Origin of the sequence: Flammeovirga kamogawensis (assembly GCF_018736065.1) — a bacterium.
Lineage (GTDB): Bacteria > Bacteroidota > Bacteroidia > Cytophagales > Flammeovirgaceae > Flammeovirga > Flammeovirga kamogawensis.
In genome coordinates this window covers 354557-371820 of record NZ_CP076130.1, presented here as the reverse complement: position 1 = coordinate 371820, position 17264 = coordinate 354557, and the positions used below count along the sequence as shown (strand labels likewise).

Genomic DNA, 17264 nt, shown 5'->3' with positions numbered 1-17264 from the left:
CTATGAAATTTAATAAAACTATTCTGAGTATATTCTCCCTAGCATTTTTGCTAGGGAGTAATTTACTCTTTGCTGCCGTACCCACATGGACTGTTAACCCAAACGACTATCAATACACTATGAACGTCACTGCTTTTGTGAATGTTAATGGTACAGATTTTACAAATACAAATGATATTGTTGGAGCATTCGTAAATAACGAATGCAGAGGAGTTGCACAATTAGTCTATGAAAGTGATGTGAATAGGTACTTAGCTTATATCACACTTTACTCAAATACAATTAATGAGAATGTTACTTTTAAAGTATATCATCATTCTTCAGATACTGAAACCACAATTCAAGAAACACTCCCTTTCGTAATTAATGGTAGTGTAGGCTTACCCTCATCAGCTTATAGTATTGCAAGTCCTGCACTTAGTAATGATGCTACATTTAATGGGGTAACCTTCTCTAACCTTAATGTAGATAATATTACTACAGTTGCGGATACTGTTTTTGTACATACCCCATTTTATAATGTGGACCTTACAGATGTAATTCCTGTTTTCGATGTTGCTACTGGAGCTCACATTGTTGATAGTAATGGTAGATTTAGAGGAGTTTCTGGGAATGATTATGATCTTTCTCAGCGCACAGCATTTAAAATATTATCTGCAGATCAATCTACTTCTAGAACAATATATATTGATATAGATAACGATGCTGTTACCCCTACAGACTTCTCAAATATGATGTCTTTTAAAGGGAAGTTGTTTACAACAGGTTTTAGAAAAAATGAAGTAGATTATATTGCTGCTTTTGTAGGAAATGAATGTAGAGGAAAAGCAAAATTAACCCACAATAGCACAGCAAATGATTATTTTGTTGATTTAAATGTATTTTCAAATACTATTAACGAAGCAATAGAATTTAGAATGTATACAGCAAGTAATCAGACGGTTACTGTTATACCTAAAAGTGTGTCTTTTGAAAGAAATAAAGTTGTAGGTACTACTGCAAGTCCTTATATTTTTTCAACGTCCGCGTCTTCATCAGATGCAGATATTGAACGCTTATCGATTAATGGAATTACCGTTAAAAATGCTACATATACAACGGATGCAGTAATTCTTGAAGTTGGGTTTCATCTTACTGATTTCACTTCTGTTACACCTGTTTTTGAACTTAGTAATGGAGCATCATTAACCTACAATGGTTCTAGTGCTGCAACAGCAGGAACTGCATATGATTTTTCTAATAGCCAAGAATTTATAGTAATATCACAAGATGGGTCAGCTTCTCACACTATACAAGTAACTGTTGTTCCAGAAAATGTAGATGCGTCTGATTTTCAATATGAAATGAACATTTCATCATTTGTAACAATTAATGGCGAAATCTTAGATAACATTACTGATAAAGTAGCTGCCTTTGTGAATGATGAAATAAGAGGAGTTGGAAATCTAGTCTATTCTTCAGATCAAGATAGATACATTTCAGATTTTACGTTATATACCAATGATCTAACAGATGATGTAAACTTTAAAGTTTATTCAGCTGAAGATGATAATGTGTATAACATTGATTACACTACAGAATTTATTGATAATGGTCAGTTGGGTACAAGCCCATATGCATACAGTATTGCATATCCAAGATTAAATCAAGGGGCAGTAGTTACAGACGTAATGTTAGATGGAGTTGCAAATACCAATGTTGCAATTAGGAGTGATAGTATTTTAGTAACAGTAGATGAAAATAATTCTGCAATAGCTGTATTTACACCATCTTTTAGTATTAGTAATGGAGCAAAATTCCTTGTAAACGGAGAAGTTGCTGCAACATCAGGTGCTCCCTATGATTTTAGTAGTCCGATAACAGTTACAGTTATTTCAGAAGATGAAGCAACAATAACAAACTATAATTTAAAGATAGTTTCTGCTACTATTACAAGTACCTCTTCTTCTTTAGAAAAAACAATAGTAATGTATCCAAACCCTATTCAAAATCAATTAAATGTGCAAACTGATTTTGTTATAGATGAAATAAAAATAAGAGATATCAACGGTAGAGATATCAATGGTAACTTTACATTAAATGACAAAACAATCACTTTTACAGACAATTTAAGAAGTGGGGTTTATTTTGTAGAGATACTTACTGATAACACTGTCCTACGGAAGAAAATAATAAAAGAATAAGCAGTAATGCACTTTTTAATGTATTGAATAAAGAAAGGAAGATACTATTTATGGATTCTGCGCTATGTAATCCATAAATAGTGTTTTAAGTATAGGCTAAATAGTTTTAAAGCAAAAGTTGATTTTCTTTACTCGTATTAATGATCAAGATAAATAAACACTATATAATTTTCTTTTTTGGCTTACTAAGTATTCCTTGTTTTGCGCAACAATCTCAAGTTGTTTTTGATGTCGCAAACTCACAAACAGTAAATCAAGATTGTAATGTAAAAATATATGATTCTGGAGGTAGTGATGGAAATTACCAAGGGAATGATGCAGGAACAATAGTGCTTATTGGTCAGACAGGAAAACAAACAATTATTAGTGGTACTTATGATATTGAAACAGGACCAGGATGTAGCTACGATAGGCTTACTATATTTAAAGGCGTAGGTACTGGAGGAACAATACAAAATACCTTTTGTGGTATTCAAGCCACAAATACATCATTATTTACGGGAGAGATTGGCGTTACGTATACATTAGAATTTGTTTCTGATGGAAGTGTAAATCATGCAGGAATTGATCTGGATATTATCTTTGGAGAATCTTTTGTGTGTCCCACTGGAGTGCTATCGTATTCAGATTCTCTGTTTTCAGAAGCAAGTGATAATAATGGAGCAATTACTGAAACATTTACGATTAGCTTAACAGGAAGTACTTTTACGGGGGTAGATGGAGAAAATTTCATTCAAGAAGAAAAACTAACTGTTGGAAATTTACCAAGTGGATTAGGTGTACAAGCAATAAAGCAATCAGATACAGAATTATTAATTTCTTACAATGGAAATGCTACAGCACATAGAGCATCAGATAATAGAAATGATGTAACATTCCAATTTCAAAATACAGCATTTACAGATGGTCAGGCAGACCGAGTAATTAATTATTCCAGGTCGGACATTGGTTTTGTTTTCCAAAATCCAAGCCTGAGTTATAGCAGCAATCGATTTATTGAGTCAAACAATGGGACTATTGGTGGTAAAATGACAATTTCTTTACTTGGAGATCAATTTACCGGACAGATCAATGAAAATTTTATCGCAACAAATAAGCTGTCAATCTCAAATTTACCAGATGGAATTACAGGGTTAGCTGTATTAAAAAATGCATCGACTGTAGAATTAACTTTAATAGGGGCAGCAACAGAACATGCAGAAAGTAATAGTATCAATACAATTGAAGTTGCATTTTTAGATGCGGCATTTGGTGGAGGGAATGCTTCTGAAGTAGACGGATATACGTTGTCAAATGTTCAGATAGATTTTCATAACCCAATCATTACTTTTAGTGGTAAAACATTTACAGAAAATGCATTCAATAATGGTCGAATTAGTAATACTCTTACCATTAGTTTATCAAAAGATACTTTTACAAGTGATGTTATAACTGCCAATAAAATTACATTTAGTCATATACCAGAAGGGTTGTCTGAAGAAGTTTTTCTAATAAATGATTCAACTATAACATTTACTTTAGATGGCACTGCTCGTTATCATAATATCTCTGATAAAATATCAAATTTATCTTTGTCATTTAGTAATGATGCGTTCTCAGGAGAGATAAATGGTCATGTCGTTAATGCCACTACTAATGATATAGTGATTCAATTTGAGAATGATGAACCTGGAAATGCATTGTATTTTGACGGTATGGATGACTATGTTGAAATGCCTGGTTATGATACTGACTTCTTTCCAAACAGGTCTGCATTTACTATAGAAACATGGGTGAACGCGAATAATTGGAGGCGTTCGAGTGTACAGAAAATTTTAAGTTCTACTGAATATAGTGGTGTTGCAATTCTATTAAATGGAACAGAAATAGAAGGTGAAATTTTTGATGATGTAGATAAAAAATACAGAAAAGTAACTTATAGACTGCCAACAATTTTTGATGGGTGGCATCATATTGCACTTACATGGAACGGTTTAAAACTCAAATTGTATGTTGATGGAGAAAATGTTGATACACATGATAGAGGGAAAACCGGTGGTACTATTCGAATTGGTGCTTTGCCTATGTTTATTGGTTGTGAATCGAGTTCAACAACTAAGATACATTTCTTTAATGGCAAAATTGATGAACTGAAATTCTGGTCTGTTGAACGATCAGAATTAGATATTATAAGTAATATGTTTTCTGAGAGCAGTGGTTCAGAACGTAACCTTGTAAGTTATTATAATTTTAATAATGGCTCAGGTACAAATCTTTTTGATCATACCAATAACCGTAAAATTGGTACACTGGTCAATATGTCAACTTCGAGCTGGCAGGTATCAGACATATATACCTTATTTAATGGTAATTCATGGTCTAATGGATCACCTACAAACCAAAAAAATGCAGTAATTGGAAAGCAACTAAATCTAGTTATTGACTCTACATTTTCTGCAAAAAATCTACATTTGAGCTCTGGTAGTGCTTTAACTTTTACTCCAACCGGAGCTTTATCTATCCAAGAACATTTGATTATAAATGGTACAATTACATTAAATTCAGATCAGTTTATTTGTTTAAAAGGGAGTCATAAAGCAACAGGAACGGGATATGTAGATTATCAAATACATGGCAATGGACTTTCAAAAAATTATCAGCATTGGTCTACGCCATTTACATCGTTAGTTTTTAATTGGGGTAGTAATAGAACTTATTTTGAACCGAGAGTTTCTATTACTTCTAGTTATAATTTAGACGATATACGATGGATTCCTTTTTCTAATTTAATGGAAGTAGGCAAGGGGTACTCATCACATAGTTTTACATCAAAAGGTATTAGAGGTATTCCTAATACAGGAGTTTTATACACAACTGTAGAAAATGAACCTACCATAGATTTTAATCTAATCGGAAACCCTTACATTTCACCTATAGATGGAGAACAATTTTTGATTGAAAATGGTCCGAGAGGAACTAATATAACAACTAATGCACTTTATTTTTGGGAGCAAGATTCATTGGCTTCAATTAATTTTGTAAATGGAGATTATGCAACATGGCATCCAGAACTTGGTTATGTACATGGAGGTGTAAAATATTATAACCGTACAGGAACAGTAAATGTTGCTGAAGGTTTTTTTGTAGGTGCAAACTCTGATGGAGAAGTAGTGTTTACTCCAGAAATGCAGGGAGAAACACCTCAAAGATCGACTACAGATATAGCCAAATTTTATTTAAGTGCTACAACAGAACGTAATGAATATAACCAACTGCTTATTGCATTTTTAGATGATGCTGAAGACAGGTATGATAGAGGGTATGACATCAAGAAATTAAAAGGGAATCAAGGTTTTTCTTTCTATTCTAAAATCACGAATGATACTGAGGATTATGTTATACAAGGTTTAGATGCTGCTGCTATTAGTTATAAAGAAATAATGTTAGGTGTACAAACGAGTACAGATCAGAACATCACTTTTGCTTTAGACAGTACTGCACATTTAGATAGCTTACAACTTTACTTATATGATAATAAGAATAATCAACGATACAATTTATCTACAGATAGTGCTACATTCTCTTTAAGTAGAGGTACTTATAATGATAGGTTTTCTGTACGCTTAGAATCTGATACACCATTACAATTGACAAATGATAGAAATAAATTAAAAATTGGTGTTGAAGCGGGGAAAATTCACCTTATTGATAATTTTTTTGATAAAATAGACATATATAATTTTGAAGGGAAACGTTTAAAAACAGCTAGTATTAATGGCTTATCTACAATAACACACTCTTTATCAGAAGGAAGTTATATTATTGTTCTTACTTCAGGGACAAAAAAAGTTAGTAGAAAAGTACAATTAAGATAATAGTTTATAATCAAATTTTAAGTTCATGCTTACCTATTTTTAGTTGCAATTTGCAATTAAACATTTCATATAAATATTATCAAAATTAGATATGCTAAAATTTAATTCTAAATAGATTTAAATAGGAGTGTCTACTATTTAAGAGTAGCTGTCTTTATTGCGTAAGTAACAAAAACAATAATTATGAAGAAGCTCATTCAATTGACATATTTAATAGCCCATTATTTTCTAGTAGTAAAAGTTAGAAAAAAAGTAACGAATACAGAAAGTAATACTATAAAATAATAAAGATTGATTGACTTATAATTTATGCAATTGGGTAGTGTCTTTTGCATAAATGTAGACAGGATATTAAGTAATAAAAGTAAAGTTTGATCGTAGAACGTAAGTAAATAGTTAGTATTAGGTAAAGTAAGTACTTTAAAAGTACTTAGAATAATGAAAAGTAAAAGGAGAGCTTATTGAGCTTTCCTTTTTTATTTTAAACTATTTTTAGTAGAAACAATTATTTTTTTAATGCAGTGTATCCAAAAAGTAAGTGAGTTTCAATATTTTTTTTAATATTGAGTTTTAAAGAATTGCTTTTGGAAAAAATACCCAACATATCATTTAAAACAGATACGTTTGAGAATGGATTTGAAATTATCCCTTTTTCTACACTGTTTGAAAGATTAAAAAACACTATCGGACATAACCCCAAGAAGTTACATCGGATTCAGTTTTTTAATCTGTTTGTAATTACCGAAGGGTATGGGACTCATCAGGTAGACCTCAATGAATATAAACTTAAAAAAGGAAGTGTTTTAAAAATTGCAAAAGGACAAATTCATGCTTTTACAGAGAAGCTGCATTATGATGGTTATTGTATAGTTTTTACAGAGGATTTTCTGTTAAAGTATTTTTCAACCTCATCCATTTATGCCATTTCTCATTTTTACAATTATCACTTATCTTTTCCTGTAGTTAAAGATGTATCATTTAATGACCTTTTTATTACACAAATCACCAAAGAGTTTAAAGAAGAAAATTCTTATTTAAAATTAGATATTATTGCCAAAATTTTAGAGCTTTTCTTACTACGTCTGGAACGTGATGTACATGCTTTCAACTTAATTAAAGAAAATAAAAAACAATATCTTTTATTTTCTGACTTTAGAGAACTTGTCAATAAAGACTATTCAAAGACTCGAAATGTGAAAGACTATGCTGAAATGCTATCTATTTCTTCAAAGCATTTGAATTATATTGTAAAAAATTTCACTTCAAATACAGCAAAATCATTTATAGATGAATATGTCTTGCTTGAAATAAAAAGAACGCTGTTAATTTCTTCTCTTCCACTCAAAGAGGTTGCTTTTAAAATGGGGTTTGATGAGTTTACTAACTTTACCAAATTTTTCAAGAAACACACAGGGATAACACCTAAAGAATATAGATAAGATAAGTAGGTCTAATATATACCATTCTTAGCAACTGATTTACAGTTACTATTATAGAAGTATAAACTAGGGTAGTTTTATATGATTTCTATTTAACATAAGATTAATTATATGTACAAAATTAAAGTATGGCTTTTATTAGGAACACATTGAAATTAATAAGGTAAAACATAAAAGTAGAAACCCGTTAATTAACTATAACCTTTTAAAAATGAATAAGAAATAGATTCTTTACCCAAATTTTAGATGATTTATTAGCATCAATTAGTGTTTTACCCGCTTTCATATTTTGGAAGCGGGTTTTTACTTTTATATAAAAAATAGATTGCAGATCTTTAATCTTAAGGCATAAAAAAAAGAGCACTCCATTGGAAAGCTCTTTTCTATAACTACTATCTATACTACTATTATTCTATCTACACTTAGTTAAACGGGTTATTATTGTGGGCATATTTGCAATATTTGATTGAAAAGTATCAGATTTTATTTTTTTTACTTCCAATCTCTATTGACTTAATGTTTTCATTGATAATAGTAACGATGTTACATAAATTAATGTTTCACAATCTGCCGTTAATATTTTGTTAAATAATATGATGTTATCAATTGTGTTATTATAGCTTTGATAAACAGTAGTTTACCTTAATTTTAGCGTAAAAAAAAAAAGAGCACTCCATTGGAAAGCTCTTTTCTGTATAACTACTATCTATACTACTATTATTCTATCTACACCTTTATAAACGATAAATTGTAATGGAGTAGTTGATAGATTATGATTGAATAGTATCAAATTCTATTTTATATACTGACCTATATCTATATGACATTGAATGCGTTAATCTTTACAAATCAGTGAATTATCTAAAATTTTGACATAAAAAAAGAGCACTCCATTGGAAAGCTCTTTTCTATATAACTACTATCTATACTACTATTATTCTATCTACATCTATATAAACGATAAATTATAGTGGAGTAATTGATAGATTATGATTGAATAGTATCAAATTCTATTTTTTAATTCAATTCTAAAATCTTAATGACTTCTTTAATTGTAAGTGAATCAGATGGTTGATAAGGTGAAAATTTATAGAGTAAGTCTCTTTTATATTGTTCTTGTAATTGAATATTTCTAACTGTCATAATTTCTTTAAGCACTCTCATTTCATTTTTCAAAAATAAAGTATTAGCATCTACTTTATCACCCAAGTCGGTTTCAATACTTCTCTTAACATCATCAATTTGCATATCAATCCCTGTAGTCATTTTATTTAGGTTGAAGATTAAGCTATCAGTATTATCTATTTTTTGAAGAATGGATGCTGATTTTTGAGATGCATATAAGGTCTTATTGATTATAGAATCCTGCACTTCAATTAATTTATTAAAAGCATTCTTGTGTTTATTATCTAACTGATTTAATCGAATAACTTGATCTTTTTCATACCTTAATATTGCATCATTTTTCCCTAAATTATCTACATTATATTTAAGCATAACTCTTAGACTATCAAATAGATTTTCTGATGAAGCAAGAGATTTTTTAAGCATAGTATTTTGTAAACTAGAGAGTTCCTTTGCTTTTAGTCCTTCTAATTGTTTTTGTTGATAATCAATATTGATGTTTATTACCGTAATAATAACAACAGTAGCAATGCATAAAACTCCAAAAGAACTTAATTTTTCAATACCCTCTTCATCATGGTATTTAAAATTGAAAAGTGACGAGATTATTCCAAAACAAGTAATGACAAAAATTGCAAGTGCTTTTGTATAATAAATTAGTTGTTCTAAACTTAAAAAAGGGGAAAAAGATAACGGAACATAAGCAACAAATAAGAATACAACAATGATAAAACAGAAACACATTGTTAATTCAAAATATTGAAATCCTTTAATAAATCTTGAAACAGTTTCCTGTTCTTGGTTCTTATGTTTACTCTTTTGCCAATTAGATATAATAAACATTCCTGCATATACAGCAAGAAGTAGTAGAACCATGTATTCTAAGTTGGATTCGTAAGATTGCATTGTAGTTTTAGTAGCTTTTTGAGAAGAGTTATATATTAAAAAGTACACAATAGTCTGATTGTGAGGAAGCAAATATAATAAAATTAGCTTTTGCTAAACAAGAAATATTATCTTATTAATAACGAGATTTTTAAAAAAAAAACACATATCCTCAACAATTGAAGATACGTGTTTAATTGAACTGTATGAATATATATTATTTTAATTTCGTAGTTACATATAAAATTTCACCATTAAACTTACTGCTTTCTGGTGTATAATTTTGACTTACCATAGTTTCTAAATCAAGCCCTACATTCACCGTTTCGTCACCAGAAAATGCGATGGCTTGGGTATACGGCACTTTAACACTTCCTACTTTTTTATTATTTACATAAATCGTTGCAAGTCCACCTTTACCTCTCCCCTTTCCATCATAATTAAATTCCATTTTTACAGTAGCTTTACCTTTAGGAAGAGAACTTTTTGAAATTGTAGTAAATTCCTGAATACCTAAAAAGTTATAGGTGTAAGCTAATTTACCTTTGTGAGCATAAAAAGACCACCCACCAAATCTACCAGCTTGTTGTAAGATTACGCCTTGTGTTACCTTAGCTTTTCCCTCTATTTCAGCTTCAATTTCCCAAGAAGTGTTTTTAATATTCAAGAAATTATTACCATATAATCCAGTCATACCTCCTAAGAGTGTTAATTCTTTTCTACCTTCCATTAAGTCAGGTCTGCCTGCTAATTTAGAATTTAAGCGTTCAATTTTTCTATCATCTAATGGATATACATTGTATTTAACAGCTTCATTTTTAAATAAATCTTGCATTATTTTCAACCTTTCTGGGTACTTATCAGCAACATCATTAGCCATTGTAAAGTCTTCTTCTACATGATATAGAAACCATTTATCTTCCTCTATGGGTGCTTCAGGAACTTGTTTCCAAGCAATGGAATGTACAGTTCCGGCAAACCATCCATCATAATATAACCCTCTATTTCCCATCATTTCAAAATATTGTAGTGTTCTTCTGCTTGCTATATCTTTATTATCGAAACTATATAACATGCTTACTCCTGCCATAGGAATTTGAGGGATACCATGTACTAACTGCGGCTCAGGTAAATTACAGGCTTCTAAAATTGTTGGGGCAATATCAATAATATGATGCCATTGTGGTCGAACTTCTTTTTTAGTTTTTATACCTTTAGGCCATTTTACCATAAGTCCATTTCTTGTTCCACCATAATCAGAAGCAATTTGCTTAGTCCATTTAAATGGAGCGTCAAAAGCAACAGCCCACCCAGCAGCCATATGAGGATAAGTTTCTGGGCTACCCCACTTATCATAGTATTTCATCATAAAGTCTACTGTATTAAATTTATTGGCTCCGTTAAAATAAGTGTATTCATTAAATAAGCCATCCATTCCACCTTCGGCACTTGTTCCATTGTCGCCAGTAATATAAAAAATTAGAGTATTATCTGGGTTAGGAAGTTTACTCAATAGTCTACCAATCTCATAATCAGTCATTTCTAAAAATGCAGCAAATACTTCTGCTTGACGGGCAAAAAGCTTTTTTTCTTGGTCAGATAAACTGTTCCAATCTTTAATATCTTTTGGTTTTGGAGGTAAAACAGCATCTTGTGGAATGATGCCTAATTGCTTTTGTTTTTCAAAAATTTTATCTCTGATAACATCCCAACCTTCATCAAACTTACCTTTTTGTTTGACAATATAACTTTCTGGAACATGATGAGGAGCATGAACTGCCCCTGGTGTAAAATACATAAAATATGGTTTATCAGGTGTCATAGCCTGTTGAAAATTCACCCAAGAAACAGCTCTATCCGTCATGTCTTTCATAAAGTGATATTCAGGATTATTTGGAGTTTCTACCCTATTTAAGTTATGAAAAACACTTGGTCTCCATTGATTGGTTTCTCCACCAATAAAGCCATAAAATTCATCGAATCCTTGACGGTTTGGCCACCTATCAAAAGGTCCAGAAATGGATGTTTCCCAGACAGCTGTTTCGTGCCACTTACCAAATGCACCAGTACTATACCCGTTATAATTTAAGATTGTTGCAATAGAATTGACTGCAGTTGGCAATTGACCTGTGTAGCCAGGAAAAGAAGTCGCCATTTCTGTTATAGCTGCTTGATTACATGTGTGATGATTTCTTCCGGTTTTTAACGCTTGTCTTGTTGGCGAGCAAAGAGAAGTAGTATGGAATTGATTATATAAAAGAGCTTCTTTTGCAAAGTTATCCATATGTGGTGTATCGGCTATTCCTCCAAAAGGACTTGCTGTTCCAAAGCCAGCATCGTCTAACATAATTATCACAACATTCGGAGCCCCTTTTGGAGCAGTTACTTTAAATTGTTTTGGCGCTTTTACATTTCTTGCATTCTGTACTGTAATGTGTTTTCTGTAGGGATCTTTTATTGGTAGAACTGTTCTGTCTACTTTTACACTATCCGAAGCAGCTATTTTTAGAGTGAAAAATAGAAAGAAAAGAATAAGAATATTTTTCATAGGTTAAGCCATTTATTAGGGTGATAAATTAATATAACACCTTTACTAATAGCTAGTTAATCCCTCTACTAAAAGTCATATTCTTCATGTAAATAGAAACAAAAAAAGAGGTAAACCTACATTATATAGATTCACCTCTCTGAAAGTATGGATGAGTATTTATTTCTAGATTAAGCCTACTAAATCAATGCTAGGCTTCAATGTTTCGTTTCCTTCTTTCCATTTTGCTGGGCATACCTCTGCAGGGTTAGCAGCAACAAATTGTAAAGCTTTTAATTTTCTTAGTAACTCTTCAGCATTTCTACCAACGTTACCAGCTACAACTTCGTAAGATACGATTTCACCTTCAGGATTTACAATAAATGTACCTCTTTCAGCCATACCGTCTTCTTCAATCATTACATCAAAACCTCTTGATAACACACCTGTTGGGTCTGCTAACATTGGGTAATTGATTTTTTTGATTGTTTCAGAAGTGTCATGCCACGCTTTATGAACAAAGTGAGTATCTGTAGAAACCGAATAAATTTCTGTTCCAGTTGCTTTAAAATCTTCGTAAAGGTTAGCTAAGTCTTCTAATTCTGTTGGACAAACAAAAGTGAAGTCAGCTGGGTAAAAGAAGAAGATAGACCATTTTCCTAAAACGTCTGCTTTAGAAACAGTTTCGAATGCATTGTTTGCAAATGATTGTACTTTAAAATCTACTACTTGTTTTCCTATTTGTGACATATCTATATTAAGTTTAATTGCTCTTTCGATTTATTGTGATACAAACTTACTATAGATTTCACTATTTGTAAAATTGATTTTTTCTATAATACTATTGATAAAATTTATAATTGTATCTCTAATGAGAAAAATGGTAATCACTAGTATATTTAATAAACCACCTTTTTCATTACTCTGTGTAGTACTCCTGTTTTTTTTGAGGCAAAAGGTTCACCAAATTTATGAAACCCAAATTTTTGATAAAACTCTATAGCATCCTCCCTAGCGTTAAGTACAATTGTTTGAGTATTACTTTTTTGGCATTTCTCAATCATCATTTCAATAATTTTTCTTCCTATACCATGATTTTGATACTCTTTTGAAACAGCCATTTGAGAAATAATTCCCTTGTCTTCTTCAATATTAAGCCTACCAGTACCAATAACTACATCATGTTTATCTAAGCACACAATATGGAAACTATCATTCTCATAAACATCATTAATTAGAATTTCAGGTTTATCAAATTCTTTAAAGAAAGTAGCAATTCTTAAATCTACTGCTGCTTGATAGAACTTATCTTTTGTGGTTATGTATATAAATCGCATTCTATAATAGTAATTTTTAGTGCTTTGTTAAATATGGAGAAAATATTTGTATTGGGAAATAATTTTTCGAAATTATAGAGTGACTAATCAATCAATATAATGAGTAACGATAAGAAAAACCTTATAATTAATGCTGCATTAGAACAGTTTGTATCAAATGGCTTTAGTGCACCTACAGGAAAAATTGCAGTATTAGCAGGTGTATCAAATGGTACATTATTTAATAATTTTAAAACAAAAGATGATTTAGTTTTAGGAGTATATCAATCTATCAGAACAGAAATTACCACCTTAATTATTAATGCTGAAGACAAGAATAAATCAATTAAGGAAAATGTAAAACAGCAATTTACAGTAGGAATATATTGGGCAATAGAACACCCAAATAAGTATAAATATCTTAGACAGTTTTACTATTCTCCTTTTAACAAAATGATAAGTAAAGAAGAGTTTTCTCAGGATCTAACTCCACATTTTTCTTTAATAAAAGAAGCAATTGGAGAGAATTCATTAAGCCAGTACCCTCCTGACCTGATTTATACATTAATTGGAAGTAACCTTTTTGGTGTTTGTAGGTTTATAGAATCGCATGATTTAACAGCTACAGAAATTACTGATATTATTGATAAGACCTTTGATTTACTTTGGAAAATGGTGGAATGAAAAAGGTTGAATTCATAATTGAATCCAACCTAAAATATCTGTCATCTTGATAATAGGACAGTTTTGTATTATTGTGCAATACAAACTGCTAAAGCGTAAAGTGTTGGAATACCAAAGGCTAAAGTTGCGATGATACCGGCCAAAATTTGACTGTTATTTTTCATGATTTATTTAGTTAAAATACAAGTTCAGTTAATATACACCTTATAATAAGTTGATTGTCAATCCACTTATAAATTGTTATTTATACTTTTAATATACGAAAAATTTACCTAGATACCTTAACGATATTACTTCTTATTAGAATATTTATATACAGTAAGTTGCTCATCATTAGAATATTACAACGGAAGTATTAATAAAATTAAGCTATCAAAAATAAGTATTAATTAACGTAATACTAAAAATACAATACTCAACAATTGTTGTTCGCACAATTATAACATGATATAGAACTGTTTTTTATGATTAAAATCAATTCAAAAAAAGGATAATCATTACTGGAATTTACTAGCTATCTGTTTTGGAGTAACACCATATTTTTGTTTGAATGATTCAGAAAAACGAGAGATTGTTGAATACCCAAAATGTCTACTAACATCTGTAATAGAACTCTGCTTTGTAATAAGCATATTGTAAGCCATTTCTAATTTATAATCTGCATGAAATTTATGAAGAGAGGTGCCAAATACAGCATTAAAATCTCTTTTCAATTTAGATATTGATACACCATATTTATCCGCTAAATCATTTAAGGAAGGTGTCTTTTGATAAAGGTTCGTTAATTCATTTTTTATATTTTGAATCCTTTCAATATCATCACTGTGCATATTTATTGCACTACCAGATAGTGGGTCTCTTTTAATAATTCTATCTAGAAAAATTGCTACATTTTCTATAGCACTACACACAAATAAAGAAGTAAGTAAAGGTGTAGAAAGATTCTTATCTCTATCAAATAACTTCTTGATATTAATACTAATAGCCATTGGAGCAATATCATAAAGTACCCAATTACTGTCTTTATCAAATGCTTTGCCTATGTACTCTTCTAGGTGTTTCATTTTATTATGATAGTAATCATAAGGTACTCTTACTGTCATCCATTTTACTTCATTTCCTTTTTGAGCAACAAATGATAATGGTATTTTTGAACTCATTATAGACATCATTTTAGCATTATCTCTGTCTGTATCATTTGTAAAAGTATTCGGAATGTTATTGCCTATATATTCAAATTGAAAATAGATATTTTTCTCATTGGTATCAGGCGTATACGTCTCCATATACATATCTTTTTTATATTTCACGTGGTGAATCATGATTTCTACACCATCAAAAGGACAAAAATATTCATACTTAAGGTATACTTCTGTAGTATCTGTTTCATACACATCATTTTTAAAAGTACCACCGAATATGGATTGAAGTTTTTCTATTACTTCTAACCCAGACCCATTTATCATTTTGTATTTATTCAAAGCTCTTTAATTTTTACCTAACTCAAATTACTACTAGAATTTACAGGAATTTTAAGAATGAACCAAAAACGTAAAAGCGAGAACTCGAAGCGTAAATTTTATTCGTTCCACCCCGTTTTAATAAGTATGTTCAATTTAATACATGATAAAATGAAAACAAGTACACTTATTAAGCAATTTGCAATTGGGTTAACATTTTTGGGTTCAACAAGGATAGTCAATGCTCAAAATGTTTTAACCTTATCAGACGCATCATTAATAGGTAATGAGCTAATAGAAACACCATATTCTAACGTGTCGCTTGATAATAATTATATCACCGAAGGTGCTGAAGAAATCTTTGACGCAATGGATTTTCAACGTGGATCTCAAGCATATATTTGGGCTACTCCTATTGTTTCTATGAGATCTTGGGGAATTAATGAAGATGCTGCTTTTGATGCTGCTGGTTTAGAAAATTTTGTAGTGTTACAATCTTTAAATGAAAAAAGAGGTGTAGTAACAGGTAATTTAACTACTCCTTATATTTTCACTTTTTCCAACCTTCAGGATGGAGCTGTAAAAGTAGATTACCCTAAAGGGATGACAGCAGGTGCATTTCTAGATTTATGGCAAAGACCGATTGTAGATTTAGGATTAACGGGTCCAGATAAAGGGAAAGGCGGTAGTTATATTATTGTAGGACCAAACGATAACCCTTCAAAATATAAAGGACAAGCTGATTTTATATATCAATCGGAAACGAATAATTTTTTTATTGGCCTCAGAATACTTAGTGAGGAGAAAAATGCAGTCGAAAGTTTTAAAAAGAATTTAAGATTAGGGAAAGTCGAAGAACCTTTAAAAGAAGCGAATTTTATTGAAGGAAAAGACAAAGAATGGTCAGGTACTTCTCCAAGAGGAATTGAATTTTGGGCATTACTTCATCAAATTATTAACGAAGAACCTGTTAGAGAAGAAGATAAAGCTTGGATTGCTATGTTAAAACCACTTGGACTTGAAATAGGAAAACCTTTTGCTCCTACTCCTAGGCAAGAAAAAATATTGTTAGAAGCTCACAATATGGGTGAATTAATGGTTAGAAATTTACAAACAAACCCTAGATTTTCAACACCATATTGGGAAAACACAAATTGGTATAAATCATTTGATTTTACAATTGAACAGAAGAACGAAACAATGGTTTACTTAGATGAAAGAGCAGTATGGTTTTACGAGGCAGTATCTTCTACAAAAGGAATGGTAAACCCTACTCCTGGTTTTGGGCAGGTGTATATGACTACTAAAAGAGATGAAAATGGAGATTTATTAAGAGCAGATAAAACTTATAAATTAAATATTCCAGCAGATGTTCCTGTAGAACAATTTTGGTCGGTTACATTGTATTCAGAAAATACTCGACGTCCATACGATAACGGTGGAAATGAAATTGAGGATATAGGAATTAACTCAAGAAGAACAGACCTTACTGTAAATAAAGATGGTTCTATTGATGTTTATATTGGAAATAAGAAACCCAAAGGAGTCAAATCTTCTAATTACCTTAAAACTGTAGGTAATGATGGGTGGTTTATTTATTTCAGGTTATATGCTCCAAAACAAGCTTTTTTCGATAAATCATTTCAATTATCAGATTGGGAGGTTGTTGACAGTAATCAATTGACAAAATAAGTTTATCTGCGTTATTTAAAAAAGCGTCACCTTTTTCCAGTTCATTAGTAATTGGAATAAGGTGACGCTTTTGTTTGTCAGTCTGCAGTATTCAATTGC

At 30.8% G+C, this 17264-nt stretch carries 10 protein-coding genes; 5 read left to right on the top strand and 5 right to left on the bottom strand.

The annotated features are described in order from the left end of the window. Positions 1 to 2: 2 nt before the first annotated feature. The 3 genes from KM029_RS25685 to KM029_RS25675 all read left to right on the top strand — a co-directional run bounded on the left by KM029_RS25685 (position 3) and on the right by KM029_RS25675 (position 7476). Complete coding sequence (locus tag KM029_RS25685) at positions 3 to 2183, top strand: T9SS type A sorting domain-containing protein (protein ID WP_144077268.1); 2181 nt, start codon at positions 3 to 5, stop codon at positions 2181 to 2183. Between the two features lie 140 nt (positions 2184 to 2323). Next, positions 2324 to 6037, top strand: a complete 3714-nt coding sequence (locus tag KM029_RS25680; RefSeq protein WP_144077267.1) for a LamG-like jellyroll fold domain-containing protein — start codon at positions 2324 to 2326, stop codon at positions 6035 to 6037. Positions 6038 to 6600: 563 nt separating this feature from the next. Further along, positions 6601 to 7476 (top strand): helix-turn-helix domain-containing protein, encoded by an 876-nt coding sequence (locus KM029_RS25675; protein ID WP_240050373.1) that lies wholly within the window; start codon positions 6601 to 6603, stop codon positions 7474 to 7476. A 1017-nt stretch (positions 7477 to 8493) separates the two neighbouring features. Here KM029_RS25675 and KM029_RS25670 read toward each other — a convergent pair. The 4 genes from KM029_RS25670 to KM029_RS25655 form a co-directional block, all read right to left on the bottom strand. Then, on the bottom strand, positions 8494 to 9507 hold the full coding sequence (locus tag KM029_RS25670; protein WP_144077266.1) for a hypothetical protein: 1014 nt from the start codon (positions 9505 to 9507) through the stop codon (positions 8494 to 8496). 196 nt (positions 9508 to 9703) lie between these two features. Further along, positions 9704 to 12034 (bottom strand): arylsulfatase, encoded by a 2331-nt coding sequence (locus KM029_RS25665; protein ID WP_144077265.1) that lies wholly within the window; start codon positions 12032 to 12034, stop codon positions 9704 to 9706. A gap of 165 nt (positions 12035 to 12199) precedes the next feature. Further along, on the bottom strand, positions 12200 to 12763 hold the full coding sequence (gene ahpC, locus KM029_RS25660) for an alkyl hydroperoxide reductase subunit C (protein ID WP_144077264.1): 564 nt from the start codon (positions 12761 to 12763) through the stop codon (positions 12200 to 12202). A 149-nt stretch (positions 12764 to 12912) separates the two neighbouring features. Further along, the gene (locus KM029_RS25655) at positions 12913 to 13350 is read right to left on the bottom strand and encodes a GNAT family N-acetyltransferase (RefSeq protein ID WP_144077263.1); all 438 of its coding nucleotides are present in this window, start codon (positions 13348 to 13350) and stop codon (positions 12913 to 12915) included. 99 nt (positions 13351 to 13449) lie between these two features. Here KM029_RS25655 and KM029_RS25650 point away from each other — a divergent pair, with 99 nt between their 5' ends. Further along, entirely contained in the window at positions 13450 to 14013 is a 564-nt protein-coding gene (locus KM029_RS25650) for a TetR/AcrR family transcriptional regulator (RefSeq protein WP_144077262.1), read from the top strand. A 497-nt stretch (positions 14014 to 14510) separates the two neighbouring features. Here the strand turns inward: KM029_RS25650 and KM029_RS25645 are convergent, their stop codons facing one another. Continuing rightward, positions 14511 to 15494 carry a helix-turn-helix domain-containing protein gene (locus KM029_RS25645; protein ID WP_144077261.1) on the bottom strand — a complete coding sequence of 328 codons (984 nt, stop codon included), beginning with the start codon at positions 15492 to 15494 and terminating at the stop codon, positions 14511 to 14513. 150 nt (positions 15495 to 15644) lie between these two features. Here KM029_RS25645 and KM029_RS25640 point away from each other — a divergent pair, with 150 nt between their 5' ends. Continuing rightward, positions 15645 to 17165, top strand: a complete 1521-nt coding sequence (locus tag KM029_RS25640) for a DUF1254 domain-containing protein (protein WP_144077260.1) — start codon at positions 15645 to 15647, stop codon at positions 17163 to 17165. Positions 17166 to 17264 lie beyond the last annotated feature (99 nt).

What these genes read in the sequence shown, in the direction of transcription:
- KM029_RS25685 (WP_144077268.1), top strand. Translation starts at nt 3, where the DNA reads ATGAAATTTAATAAAACTATTCTGAGTATATTCTCCCTAGCATTTTTG.
- KM029_RS25680 (WP_144077267.1), top strand. Translation starts at nt 2,324, where the DNA reads ATGATCAAGATAAATAAACACTATATAATTTTCTTTTTTGGCTTACTA.
- KM029_RS25670 (WP_144077266.1), bottom strand. Translation starts at nt 9,507, where the DNA reads ATGCAATCTTACGAATCCAACTTAGAATACATGGTTCTACTACTTCTT.
- KM029_RS25665 (WP_144077265.1), bottom strand. Translation starts at nt 12,034, where the DNA reads ATGAAAAATATTCTTATTCTTTTCTTTCTATTTTTCACTCTAAAAATA.
- ahpC (WP_144077264.1), bottom strand. Translation starts at nt 12,763, where the DNA reads ATGTCACAAATAGGAAAACAAGTAGTAGATTTTAAAGTACAATCATTT.
- KM029_RS25655 (WP_144077263.1), bottom strand. Translation starts at nt 13,350, where the DNA reads ATGCGATTTATATACATAACCACAAAAGATAAGTTCTATCAAGCAGCA.
- KM029_RS25650 (WP_144077262.1), top strand. Translation starts at nt 13,450, where the DNA reads ATGAGTAACGATAAGAAAAACCTTATAATTAATGCTGCATTAGAACAG.
- KM029_RS25640 (WP_144077260.1), top strand. Translation starts at nt 15,645, where the DNA reads ATGAAAACAAGTACACTTATTAAGCAATTTGCAATTGGGTTAACATTT.